At 31.2% G+C, this 12,424-nt stretch carries 17 protein-coding genes; 8 read left to right on the top strand and 9 right to left on the bottom strand.

Features of this window, described 5'->3' with window-relative positions:
- Position 1: 1 nt before the first annotated feature.
- From H526_RS0122875 to H526_RS0122850, 5 genes are all read right to left on the bottom strand, one after another.
- Complete coding sequence (locus H526_RS0122875) at positions 2-790, bottom strand: hypothetical protein (protein ID WP_025740813.1); 789 nt, start codon at positions 788-790, stop codon at positions 2-4.
- 6 nt (positions 791-796) lie between these two features.
- Entirely contained in the window at positions 797-2,572 is a 1,776-nt protein-coding gene (locus tag H526_RS0122870; protein WP_025740814.1) for a type VI secretion system Vgr family protein, read from the bottom strand.
- Between the two features lie 213 nt (positions 2,573-2,785).
- Positions 2,786-3,265 (bottom strand): hypothetical protein, encoded by a 480-nt coding sequence (locus H526_RS0122865; RefSeq protein WP_025740815.1) that lies wholly within the window; start codon positions 3,263-3,265, stop codon positions 2,786-2,788.
- A 156-nt stretch (positions 3,266-3,421) separates the two neighbouring features.
- The gene (locus H526_RS0122860) at positions 3,422-3,958 is read right to left on the bottom strand and encodes a hypothetical protein (RefSeq protein WP_025740817.1); all 537 of its coding nucleotides are present in this window, start codon (positions 3,956-3,958) and stop codon (positions 3,422-3,424) included.
- 349 nt (positions 3,959-4,307) lie between these two features.
- Complete coding sequence (locus tag H526_RS0122850; protein WP_025740821.1) at positions 4,308-4,502, bottom strand: hypothetical protein; 195 nt, start codon at positions 4,500-4,502, stop codon at positions 4,308-4,310.
- Positions 4,503-4,611: 109 nt separating this feature from the next.
- Here H526_RS0122850 and H526_RS0122845 point away from each other — a divergent pair, with 109 nt between their 5' ends.
- Entirely contained in the window at positions 4,612-4,962 is a 351-nt protein-coding gene (locus tag H526_RS0122845; protein ID WP_025740822.1) for a hypothetical protein, read from the top strand.
- Here the strand turns inward: H526_RS0122845 and H526_RS0122840 are convergent.
- From H526_RS0122840 to H526_RS0122830, 3 genes are read right to left on the bottom strand one after another with little or no spacing between them, the layout of a single operon-like run.
- Entirely contained in the window at positions 4,959-5,186 is a 228-nt protein-coding gene (locus H526_RS0122840; RefSeq protein WP_025740823.1) for a hypothetical protein, read from the bottom strand. The two genes, H526_RS0122845 and H526_RS0122840, sit on opposite strands and share 4 nt — an antisense overlap.
- Positions 5,186-5,794 carry a hypothetical protein gene (locus tag H526_RS0122835; protein ID WP_025740825.1) on the bottom strand — a complete coding sequence of 203 codons (609 nt, stop codon included), beginning with the start codon at positions 5,792-5,794 and terminating at the stop codon, positions 5,186-5,188. The genes H526_RS0122840 and H526_RS0122835 overlap by 1 nt, the downstream gene beginning before the upstream one ends.
- The gene (locus H526_RS0122830) at positions 5,778-5,957 is read right to left on the bottom strand and encodes a hypothetical protein (protein WP_025740827.1); all 180 of its coding nucleotides are present in this window, start codon (positions 5,955-5,957) and stop codon (positions 5,778-5,780) included. Before H526_RS0122830 ends, H526_RS0122835 begins: the two co-directional genes overlap by 17 nt.
- A 561-nt stretch (positions 5,958-6,518) precedes the next feature.
- On the opposite strand from H526_RS0122830, the gene H526_RS31935 reads away from it, so the two are divergent.
- The 6 genes from H526_RS31935 (at position 6,519) to H526_RS0122800 (ending at position 10,648) form a co-directional block, all read left to right on the top strand.
- A complete protein-coding gene (locus H526_RS31935; RefSeq protein WP_155839760.1) occupies positions 6,519-6,683 on the top strand; it encodes a hypothetical protein in 165 nt (54 codons plus the stop codon).
- Positions 6,680-8,323, top strand: coding sequence for a recombinase family protein (locus H526_RS0122820; protein WP_025740828.1), 1,644 nt, complete (start codon positions 6,680-6,682; stop codon positions 8,321-8,323). The genes H526_RS31935 and H526_RS0122820 overlap by 4 nt, the downstream gene beginning before the upstream one ends.
- A gap of 422 nt (positions 8,324-8,745) precedes the next feature.
- Positions 8,746-8,979, top strand: coding sequence for a hypothetical protein (locus tag H526_RS0122815; protein ID WP_027395165.1), 234 nt, complete (start codon positions 8,746-8,748; stop codon positions 8,977-8,979).
- A gap of 487 nt (positions 8,980-9,466) precedes the next feature.
- Positions 9,467-9,643 carry a hypothetical protein gene (locus H526_RS31930; protein ID WP_155839759.1) on the top strand — a complete coding sequence of 59 codons (177 nt, stop codon included), beginning with the start codon at positions 9,467-9,469 and terminating at the stop codon, positions 9,641-9,643.
- Between the two features lie 16 nt (positions 9,644-9,659).
- Entirely contained in the window at positions 9,660-10,412 is a 753-nt protein-coding gene (locus H526_RS0122805; RefSeq protein ID WP_035086287.1) for a hypothetical protein, read from the top strand.
- Positions 10,409-10,648 carry a hypothetical protein gene (locus H526_RS0122800; protein WP_027395163.1) on the top strand — a complete coding sequence of 80 codons (240 nt, stop codon included), beginning with the start codon at positions 10,409-10,411 and terminating at the stop codon, positions 10,646-10,648. Before H526_RS0122805 ends, H526_RS0122800 begins: the two co-directional genes overlap by 4 nt.
- On the opposite strand, the gene H526_RS31205 is transcribed toward H526_RS0122800, so the two are convergent.
- On the bottom strand, positions 10,645-11,049 hold the full coding sequence (locus H526_RS31205; protein ID WP_051336291.1) for a helix-turn-helix transcriptional regulator: 405 nt from the start codon (positions 11,047-11,049) through the stop codon (positions 10,645-10,647). The genes H526_RS0122800 and H526_RS31205 overlap by 4 nt on opposite strands.
- A 426-nt stretch (positions 11,050-11,475) precedes the next feature.
- On the opposite strand from H526_RS31205, the gene H526_RS0122790 reads away from it, so the two are divergent.
- Complete coding sequence (locus H526_RS0122790; RefSeq protein WP_027395162.1) at positions 11,476-12,045, top strand: hypothetical protein; 570 nt, start codon at positions 11,476-11,478, stop codon at positions 12,043-12,045.
- Positions 12,046-12,424 lie beyond the last annotated feature (379 nt).

Raw genomic sequence — 12,424 nt, 5'->3', positions numbered from 1 at the left:
ATTATACCTTTTGCTGTAAATGAAATTCATTCCGAATTTCTACTCCATCATAACTGTCTTTAGTTTCTACTGATGCTTTTTCTATCCATTGATTAGTACTATTTATCTGATAGCTTCCTGAGTATGCTATATGTTCAGAAGATTGCGTATCAATTTCTATGGAAAGAACAACATTGGTATCGTTTAATGCTGACACCTTGATACTTTCCCGAATCGGATACACCTTTTTCATTCCCATATGCCGAAATTCTTTAACGACAGGAGACAAACTATCATATTTTCCATAAATAGAATGAAATAATAATCCAAAGTTTTCAAAACTAGAAATGTCAGAAATTATTTTTTGTTCAGTTTCTAATCTACTATCGATAGATCGCGTAAACATTCTAATATGACTACCTTTATAATCTTGTTCAATATGCTGCTTTATTTTTTTCCAGTCGCTTTGGATTTGCAAATAATTAGTTACCCCTATAACAGTACCATCATATTTTACCTGTAAAGTACAAGTATTGTATAGAGAGGATAATTGATTTAATAATTCATTGACAGCCGAAGATCCTGAATTCAATTTAATCTCAGAAGAAATTGTTTTTATCTTAACTGTGCGGGAGAATCCATTATCATCATTAGGCTCGCAAAAAACGGTGAATTCTCGTTTCATATTTTTACCTGAACCTGAACTACCTTCTCTATCAATAGCAGCTGAAAAGATAAAACGAGAATTACCTTCTTCTGGAAATGAACCTTCCCATTCTTTTATGTTGAAATCAAACAACCTGCGAGACATATGGGTTTATCCTTTGCTTATTTTAACATCGCTTCCTCCATTAAACGAAGCCGTTCCTCCACCAGATATTTTAAGATCGCCATCGCTTTGTATTTCAGTTTCCGCTGATAATTGAGTTAAGGATCCACCAATCTGAATATGTTTTTCACTTTCTATAATTTCATTGGCGTTTTTAGATGAAACATCAAGATTCTCACCCGTGTGTATCTCCGTGTTTTTGCCAATATTAAAGATTGCATTCTCCTTAACATTCAATTCAAAATTAGTAGCATTGAAAGTCATTTTTTCTAAGGCGGTTACTGTTATATTATTGTTTACTGTATCTATATGAACGATGTTATCGTTTTTATCCGTAATCTTAATGCTTTCTGATCCTTCAGTATCATTTAATTCGATTAAATGACCTGTTCTGGTTTTAATGGCTTTAATATCATTGTTGTCTGATTGCCAACTATCGGGTTTGGCTGTACCGTGATATAAAGCACCCAATACAAAAGGTCGTTCTGCATTTCCTCCTTCAAAATTCACAATTACTTCTTCATCAATTTCTGGTATAAAATGAAATCCTTTATCTGATCCTGCGTGGGGTGTCATCATACGCAACCAAGGCGTTGTTGCTCCCAATGGTTTTTGCCAAGGGAACTGTACTTTAATTCTACTTAATCCCTCTGGATCATTGTTTTCCATAACCGTGGCAATCTGTACGTCACTTTTTGGATATCTGTTGATATCCATTTTAGGATACGCAATAAAATTGGCATCTACAGCTTCAAAAGTGTTTTTATAAGAGCCTCCTTCAATATTGGTGTGGGTAATTTTTATAATTCTAAAGGTACCGTGTCCTTTGATTTTGATTACTTCCCCAAGATTAACCCCTGGATTATCAGAAGAACCTTTGGCAATGACCTGCTGCATAGCGCGTGCCTTTGTGTATTGCTCCACTTGGGTATCTAATCTTGGTTTTATAGATGCATCATTATAGAGATTATGATATACTTGTGTTTGTTTGCTAAATAATTCTTTTGATATTTTATCTGTAAAACCGTGATATCCTTCTGATGGAATCGCTACTTGTGTACTACTTTTTTGATGAACTTCATCCATAAGGTAATCGTTTGTGAAATAATCAAAGGAATTGGCAATAGAACTCAACTCCAAAGAGAATTTTTGTAAATCTACACCATACGAAAGCTCTGTTTCCTCATCGCTTGGACTACCAAAAATAAGTTTTTTCCCATCATAATAAAACCACTCATTATGATAGGCTGCCAATCTACTTGCATAACTAAAGGCACTTTGATTATGTTGTACTGAATAGTGGATAGTATCAGAAGATACTGGAGAAAAATTTGTTTCTAATTTTCCTTTATCATATTCCTGAAAGGTTTGCTCTAAAATTTCCGAAAGACTTATATCATTAAATGATGCATAATGTCCTCCATCATCAGACAAGATAGAAGTACTTTTAGCCTCTAAGGTTACCAGATCACCACTAGATTGATGAAAGCCTTTTGTTCCAACAACTTTGGTTACCACCCCTTTAAATTCTAGTTCTTTGTAGATCCCGAAATCAGAAGTAGAGCTTATCTTCATGGTAATAACTCCTCCCAGATACTCTTTACTGTCCCCAATTAATTCTTCGGATAGTTTTTCAACCACATCGGTTCTACATACTAATTCTAAATCATGATGTGCATCAATTTCTTGTACTAGTTTTAGGCTTACATAGGACTGAATAGGTGTTCCGGATATGAATATTTGAGTAGTAGTTTGTAGGGCCATATGCTGTATTTATTTTGGGTTCTATTTATTAGTGTATTGATTTGGTTATTTGTTACCTATAACTGGGGATATTTATAATGCAAACTTACTGTTATTATTGTGTTTAACTATAGCAAAAAGGGGTATTCCCCCTGCTAAAACTTAACCTTTTCGATGAGTAACTTGTATATTCGTTCAATAACATATTCATTTCAGATCAATTTATTTTAAAAGTTATCTTTTTGGATCTACTTGGTCTAATAACTCCAGTAATAAGAGTCGGTTTGTCTTTGAGTTTTTCTTTTGCACCTGATTATCTTTTAGAAAGTGATGGATTACATATCTAAGATGAGTGTTTTCAAAGGTTTCTATGATGTTTTTATTTGTTAACCGCTTCATTTTATAATCGTGATACAGTGTATAATACAAGTTATTTCTTGTTGTAAAGGGAAAAAATGCAGATCTAAATTCATAAACCTTGATGAAGTGGCAGTAATCCATTAAGTAACAATAGCCACTTTTTCCAATAGTAATCATCTCATTTTTAAAGAATTGTTTATCCAATTCTTTTATAACACAACGGTATTCAATAGGGGATTTTTGCCCTTGCAACAGTATTTCGACTTTTTGTAAGAGATCATAAGCATCAATTTTTGCCAATCCATCAAATTGTTTAAGCACTTTTTGTAATATTTCATCCTGGTAGGTTAGCATATATTCGCTAGGTTTTATTGTGATTGTATTTTTAAAAGATATTCGGGCACTTTTAGTGAATGGGGGTTTGTTTTTAACTATAAAAAATAATCATACAAAAGCACCCGATATCTCCGGTTGGGGTTATCAACACAAACTATCATCCTTGTTTTACTATTATTTCTTTGATCTATTTTGCCAATACTCTGTAAGGTTCCATTTTCTGATAGCATTCATTATTCTATTAGCTGTCACCTTGATAAACAATACTTGGTTCTTCGCTTTATCAACAGATACGTTAGGATTTATCTTCTCAAGTACTTGCTCTATTGCTTCGATTCTAGCATTATGATTAAACATTTCCATTATTTTCTTTTGAACAATATGTTTTGTCTCAGAATCCAATTTATTATAATTAGGGTGTTCATTTAACATGGTAAGAATTTTATCTAAAGCTACATCAGTAGTTGGCTCATAATGGTTATCTGTTTTGTTGATTAACACAAACCTTCTAGCTCTATGGATTACACTAATAGCATAATCAGTCGTTGTTCCTTTTTCGAATAAGCGAGTAGCCCATTTATAGATTAATGACTCATAACAATCTTTATTAGCAACACCTGCCATAAAATCATCCATTTCTATTTGAATAGATTTGATAATAGCAAGAAGAAATTTATTACGTCTATTGTCTAGTTCTAAGTTGCTCATCATAGGCTTTTGGGTTTTTCTTTCATTTCACTAAATGATCGTAAGCAGATACGCTCGATAAAACTGAAAAGTTTTATGATACGTTTGTTATTAAGCTTGCGGTCATACTTCAGAAATTTCTGCAATGTACCGCTTGGAAAACCTAGACGTTTATCAAGTCCAGCTGCGTTAATTACAGCTTGATTATCTATTAGCCACTTTTCTACCATGTCTCGTTTTGTTGTATTCATATTCATATCATTTCCCAGACTATAAATTGATATAGGCTGATTGTGATAGAGAAACATAAGTGGGGTATATTCTCTCTAACGTTAAACCAATTATGACGATGTGTTTACGTTAAATATGTTTATTAATTTGAATTGGGTTTAAGTATGTTCAGTATGGTTTTCAGATCATTCAGAATGTTCTTGGCAACATCAGTATTAGCTTCTCTCTTACCTTGGGCTATTAAGGATACATACTTACCGGACTTACTATATTTTCTACCAAGAACAGTATGTATTCCTCTTAATATTTTCAATTCCTCATTAGTAAAATTTTGCATACATTTGTCTTTGTTCTGAAATCGGAACAAAAAATCATACTTTTAATACTTTTTTCAAACTAATTTCGAACAAAGTACGAAAAAAGTTTTTTAATATGCAAATAATTTAATGGAGATTAAGACTCTTTTCGAACATATTTCAAAAAACAAAGGTATTTCCATTGATGAAGTAGCTAAAGAATTAGAAGTTGCTAAGTCCACCATTTACTATAGCATTAATAAGGATAGTCTATCTCTGAAACTTAAAAAAGCACTTAAAAAGATTTATCCTGAGTATTTAGATATGATCGAAAATGATGCGCTTGGGATAGAAGAATACGACCCTGTAAAAGTAGCAGATTATATAGTAGCGAATGAAGATGAAATGTTAGAAGTTGATAAATTTCGGTTATGGCTTCAGACAAAAGTTCAGGATGGGGTTATTGAAGTCTTATCTATTAAAAAACCTAATAATGATTAAGTATATATCATAGAAACCTTCTCTTTAATATAAGTTTCAGAGAAATTTATAGTGAGCCCTAAATCCAGACGTTTTTTGATCATCTCTTGAATACGTTTTTCGTTCGTTTTCGATTTTTTCTCAAGATATTGTTCAATATCATTGTTAATCTCATCAAGAAGATCTTCAGGAATCAATCCTTTACGAAATTTACTTTTTACGATCTTTTTCCTATCCTTTGCCATTATCGTAGTTTTTCAATTTGATCAGTATAATCCCGTACAAACTGCTCTTTATCTTCTGCAGAAATATATTTCTGCTTGATATCTCTAACCACAAAATACAACCAAGAATGAAGGTTTTTTTGGCGCTTGATATTGTACCTGTTAATCAGAACGGAAATAATGGTTCCTATTAAGGCAACCAATCCAATAGCCCAATAGTAAAGGTGCTTAGGAAAATCCTGTCTATGCCAAAGGGTCCACGTAATAAAATAAATGGATATAAATAAAAACAATGATGCTGAGATGCCGACAATCCATCGGATATACTTATCTACAATAATGAAAGGATAGATGTATACTAGTAAAATAGCAAAATATAGCATAGCTATGGGTTTGCCAGCCGCATACCAAAACTTCCTGATATTGCTGAAACCAATGAATTTCTCGCTGGTTTTGAGCGTTTCTACTTTGAGGATATATGATTCTTCACTGAGCTTATTTTGTTCAAGCTGCTTCTCGTATACCACAAAATCAGGGTGTTTCTTTGGATAAAATATATGTATAAAAGGTGCAGTACAGGCAAATACTGCACCTATAATCAATATAGAAATTCTAACTGTCCCTATCATCTGGTTCTTCTACTTCTTCTTTGTCGATCATCTTAAGATCAACATCATCATCTGATTTTACATTTTCAACACTATTATCTTCAATATTGTCTGCTTCACATCCGACAAATGTAAATGCCAAAATAAAAAAAAGAATGTTCAATAAAAATGATTTTGCTTTCATAATAAAAATTTTAAAGGATTAATGATTTCAAATGTGTATTACTTTTTTTTCAAGTAATTGGTTTACAATTATTAACGAGTATTAAGGTGTTGCTAATAATTGGATATTGATTAACAATTTCACTACATAATCCCCGCTTTTTTTACCAAAAATGGGGTTTTTCTCCCACTTTTTGCTTTAAAAATAGAGTTAAAAAAGCAGATTGTAGGAAAAAGGGACAAGGAAGTAATATAAGGTATTGACAAGCAATAAATTAATAGCGTAAAATAAACGTGGTTTAACCGTAAATTCTACTTTGTATTTAATCGGTTTAATTAAATAATGTGGTAGTTTCTTTGTTTTCCTACAAATTTTATCCAAATTAGACAAGGTCAAAAATTTTCTTGGTTTTGACTTTAATTTCATAATTAAGACACATTTGGCTTAAAAACTGAGATTTTAACAATGATGTTTTTGTCTTTACGGAGACTGTATCTTCTTGATTGAAGACAATATTTTCAAGCATTGTATTCTCAGGAATTTACGATTCTATATTCGTTTTGGAAACGAATATAGAAGTGGATGGAAAAGCAAGAACAATACAATGAATTAGAAGTTTTGACGGTTGATGAACTACGTTCTTATGAAGGGTTAGAAGATTTAACTGAAGAAGCAGCAGTAGAAATTAGTAAATCACTATACAAATTAGCTGTAATAGGTATAGACATAATGAAAAGTAAAAAATGAGTTTAGATTATTTTGAAAAATTTATTGTAAAAGCGGAAAAAGAAACATCTGTAAATAACAATGTTTGGGTATATACCAGAGTTTCCAGTAAAGATCAAGAAGTAAATAAAAGCCTGAAATATCAAAAGAAGTTTGCAGAAGAATATGCCCATGAAAATGGTTTAATGATAACAAAATATTTTGGGGCTACTTACGAAAGTGCAAAAGGAGATTTTACAAGAAAAGAGTTTAAAAAGCTAATTACAGAAGTTTCCAAAACAAAAGACAAGCCATTTGCCATACTCATATACAAAATGAATAGGTTTTCACGAAGTGGGGCAAATGCGATAGCACTTACTAATGAGTTGGTACACCAAAACAATGTACATCTCATAGAGGTTAATTCTGGAATTTCTACCGAAACACAAGACGGCGAATACCAGATACTAAAAAAACTGTTAAGGGCAAGAAAAGAGAACTTGGAGCGCATGGAACATACTTTGCCCGGTATGAAAACATTTTTGGAAGATGGAAATTATTTAGGCAGAGCCCCTCTAGGATATACACTAAAAGGTACAAGGGTTACAGAGTTTAGTAGAAGAAGTGAACGCCAGCAAATCGAAATCAGCGAAGATGGTAAACTATTAAAAAAAGCATGGCTTATGAAAGCTGATGGCGAACAGGATCACATCATTCAGCAGGAAATGGCGAAATATGGTCTTAATATATCCAAACAGAAATTAAGTGCGATGTGGCGTAAAGCTACCTATTGCGGTATCTCTACAAATAAGTTGCTGGATAAGCCCGTAAAAGGAAACTGGAAGCCCATTGTATCAATAGTAAACTTTAAAAGAGTACAAGCAATTCTAGACACTCCTAGAAATAAAGGTTATCAAATAAGCAAACAAAATTTTGACAGACCCCTAACAGGGTTTTTAAAATGTATGTCTTGTAATAACAAATTAACTAGCTACGAGGTAAAGAAAAAAAAGTTACACTATTACACTTGTCAAAAATGCAAGGGGGTCACTTTAAACGCAAATTCTAGCAAAAGATCATTAAAAAAAGGTGTACACGATACGTTTATAGAGTTGTTGGAATCGTTTAAACTAGATAAGCATCTTATAGAGCCATTTAAGGCGCAAATAAAGCTGTTATTGAAAAATCATAATAATGATAAATACGAACTAAAAGAAACGATAGAAAAGCGTATAAAGGCTTTAAATACTAAGTCCCAAAAATTGGTTGACAAGCTTATGAATGACATAATTGATGATTATACATACAAGTCATATAAAGAGCAAATAGATAAAGAGTTATTGCAATTAAATGTAAATCTCAAAAGTCAAAGCAAAAAAATATCTAACCTTGACGATTTTGTAAACTCAATTATTGTTTTTTCGCAAAATATCAGTAAATACTGGGCTTTAGGAAGTTTTGAAATAAAAACCAAACTGCAAGAATTGATTTTTCCTAATGGTCTAATGATTAATCCAAAAAACAGGCAATATCTAACCAATGAAATCAATTTCTTATTTGCTCTAAACGCAACAATAACAAGGGATTTGAGGGTTTCTAAAAATGAAAAAGCCAGTATAAATACTGGCTTGTCCTGTTTAGTAGCGGGAACAGGACTCGAACCTGTGACCTTCGGGTTATGAGGGCGAATTACACACCTATAAAGTAACTGATTATCAATATTTTACGAATTTAAAAAAACAAAAATATCCAAAAATAGCTTCAAAACCGCGCTCGAAAACCGCGCACCTCATTTATAAAAAACTTTAAAATACCAATGTACATAAATTATGAGCTAAAATTTAACCGGAAAAACAACGTAAAAATTAATAATGAATAAAAAATAATAAATAATAGCTACCTCAAAAACGACCCCAAGCACAATAAGTTCCTTCAAAACTTAGCAAAATAAATTACTCTACAATGTTTCAGGAATTCATATTTAGAAGATTTACATAGAGGAGTATCTCCATACTCTAAAAGTAGGGATTATTCAGATGTAAAAATAATCACTCCTAAAGGAGAAATATCTTGGAATGAATTAAGCAGGATCAATAATGAAGAAATGCAGAGATTAATAGTAGAAGTAGTTGATCGGGTATATACAGCTATGGAAAACTTAACATATCCATCCTTTGCTAAAGAATTAAGAGGTTTAATAAATAAGAGTAAAATAGCTCCAAAATTAATTACTAATGATATTTTCATAGATGAAGATCAATATTTGATCAATAGAATTTCGTTAGCTAAAGAACATCAAGAAAAATTTCATAAGAAAACACAAGACTCCTTAAAATGAATAACTAAAAATTTATATGACATTTAGTCATAATTTCAATTTCATTTATAAATCGTAGCAAATAAGGCTGTTTAAAAATAACAAAATATTTATAAATCTTTAACAAATTAAAACAAGCTCTCGCTAGGGGAAAACTCCGTTTTTCTGACGTTTTTCATTCTATCAAATTGACAAAGAAAACACTCGAATTTCATCAATTTGTGCTAAACAGCACAAATTTACATTTCTTTGTAATCGCACAACCATAGTGCATTTAAGAGCTAACAAAGATTTTACGGAAACCCGTAAGCTATTGTTTTATCAATAAGCAATTGCTTAAAAAAATGCGGTAAAACCGTAATTTTTTTTCGATTATATGTGTTAATTTTACCCTTCAAATAAAGTTTAATAAGCTATAATTGAATTTGAATTAAATTGTTTTCAAAACACAATAGTAAACTAAGACTAAATTTTATCTTTAAGCGGAATAACCTTAAAAATTTTAGTCATGAAAAATGTTTATTATGTATTAGTAGTTTTAATTTCATTATTTGCTTTCTCAAGTTGTGAATCAGATTCCATAGAGAATGAAATTGGACCTAAACAAGAAAATATTGATGATTCATCTTTAAATATATCTGCAATTGATAAAGAAGATGCTGAAACTGTCGGAACAAGAGACTGAAAGTAAAAATTTCAAATTGATTGAAATAGCTAAAATTATTGCGATTTCTGTAATAATTATTGGAGTGTTTGTCGTAGCTTTTCTAGGAGTTTTTTTCCCAAAGAAAAGTGAATCCGCAAAAAAAGCCGAAAGGGCTTATATCAAGGTCGATGATGCAAGGATAGAATCCGACAAAAATTTAAAACAACTATTCGCTCGATACAACGAAAACAAGATCACCGAAGAAGAATTACTTTCTGAAGTAAAAACTCAAATACCTCTGATTCTTAGTTTAACTAAAGAATCAGAGGCTATGAAGAAAGAATACAAATCTGTTTCAAATGCTGACAAGGTTTTTGGTTTCAGAAGTATTAAGATTTTTTTCGGTCATTTAGGAATGCCAATAGTAGCTACAGCTTTAGGAGTGTATCTTTTACTTTTGTTTTTTAAAGAGGAAGATCTGTTTTTTAGAAAAGTGACTTTCTCCTTTAGTATTGTTGGTTTGATAACTGGATTGTTTTATGTGATTTGGGTTTTTTACCCTTCTCCAGATATTCCAGATTGGGCATATATTTTACTACTGTTATTATTCTCTATGCTTGGGACTGTTGTTGCCTTTTTTATTGGAAGATACATGTACGGTTTATCCCAAATAGACCTAGTAATAAAAACTCAAAATCTACTAAGCTTTATTACCTTTGACATAAAAAGGAAATACATTAGCAAGCAAGATCGTCAAGAATATATTAGTGATTATTTAGGAGAAATAGAAAAGTTATCCAAAAAATGATGAAGTTCGAGGAAGGAAAAAAAATTCTAAAAAAGGATGCTAATGGTTTATCCTTTGTTAACAGAAAAGTCCGGAAAGAGATAGATAAGGATATTGAAGAATGTCTGAAAAGACAACAAAAAGAGATTGATCAAATAGTTGATGAACTGAGCCAAGTTGTGAAGATTAAGTTTAGCTCTATTTCAGAATTCAAAATCTTTATTGTGAACAATGTTTATCTGAACGTAGCTTCCTAATCACGACCTCCCATGCCTTTTACCATTTTCAAAACTTGATATGCAGCGTGTTTATCAATGATGTTTGAAAATGTTTTATACCTCATAAGCTCGTCCTCATTATTAGAACAAAAAAGAGCTAATTCCTCTAAGCTTTCAAAATGAAGTTCTTTGTCAATTTTCTTTCTATTTAGCTCTGCCATCTTCTCTCCGTCTAAAAGCATTTCACCAACATCTCTAAGAAGCCAAAGTGGATTAATTTCATCAAAAGCTTCAAGTATTCCTTGCGTAACTTTATCGCCCGCATTCCTTTTGTCTTTTAAGATATCACTTATCGTTTGAGGGACAACTTTGATCTTTTCAGCAAATTCTTTCTGATTCAAACCATAGTAATCCATTATTTCTTTAATTTTTTTCTTCATTTATAGGGTTTTAGCTTAAAAAAATAAAGTTTTTGCTTATTAATAAGCTATAATTTTATTATATTTGAGTGTGTTAAACAAAGATATAAAGTATATCCGTACTTATAGAAAAACTAATAAAATAATCTGTGGAAATATCCACACAAAATTAAAAATGAATAAAAATTTTGAGACCAAAAGGAAGGAAAAAAATAGAGAATTGGCTTATCACATATGCTGACATATTAAACGTCACAGCATTGGAACGGAAAGTTGATATTCAAAGAGGGACAATACAAAAATTTGTAAAGTATAATCGAAAATTAGACAATTCTATTATTAAAGCGCTTGAAGAATTTTTAAAAGATCTCTGCTAAAGATTAGCTAAAGGCTCATCAACTTAGGCTTAAAAAAAATCAGTAATAATCCCCAAAAAAAGAAAAGATTATGAAAAATTCTGAACTTGATAAAAACAAATTCATTTCATTAATCATTGATTCAATCAAAATGAATGTCGATGATTTTATGCAAAATTTGATTAATGGTGAAAAGTATGAAAGTATAATTTACGAATGGTCTACAAATCTATTCTACGAAGGGAAATCAATAGAAGAAGCTATAAAAACAATTCACAAAAGACGAATACTATTTGTGGTCAATTCAACTTATAATTCTTCACCCCATGAAGAGTATGCATCTATAAGGAATCATCAAAGGATAATGAAGGAGTTAAAATCCCTATCTATCTATTCTAATCTCAATCAGAAGCAGAAGGCATCAATTCAAAATAGTATTGATGCTTTAGTGGAATCCAAATTACGCACTCATTCAGGAATAATAGAGTTAGTGACCGAAATAATAAAACACAATTTCGAAACAAATTTATGGAAAGACAAAACAACAAATAAATCAAGAAAAAAGTTCGATTCTGATGATAATGAATCATCGTTTTTATTAAAATTTAAAAATTACTTACACCCTAAAATGCGACTAAATGAAACATTATTACCGTCATAGTTAAGTTGAGTTTGTGGGTTAGTTACCCCAACCAAGAAGATATTTAGGGTGCTTTTTGCTAAATGCGTACTATTGAAACTTTATTGTGACACTCCCAATTTCTGTCATTTAATGAAGTCCCTACCCATCTGTATTAACAGTTTTCAAAGTACACCCCCTAACGAGTGAATTAGCACCCTTATATCTTCTAACTTAAACGAATAGTTGAATTTAATTATCAACTCTAAAAAACCTTAAAATGAAATACACACTATCATCTTTCGTTTCCTTGAATTCAAATACTAAAAAAGTTTGACTAAAGTATCATCAAACAATTTTAGTAGACGAACAACCAATATCAATTGTGAACATTTGAATACAGCCTAATTATTTATGAACC

The sequence above is a fragment of the Aquimarina latercula DSM 2041 genome, from assembly GCF_000430645.1.
Classification (GTDB): domain Bacteria; phylum Bacteroidota; class Bacteroidia; order Flavobacteriales; family Flavobacteriaceae; genus Aquimarina; species Aquimarina latercula.
The sequence above is the reverse complement of the archived record's forward strand: the minus strand, read 5'-3'. Positions and strand labels throughout refer to the sequence as shown.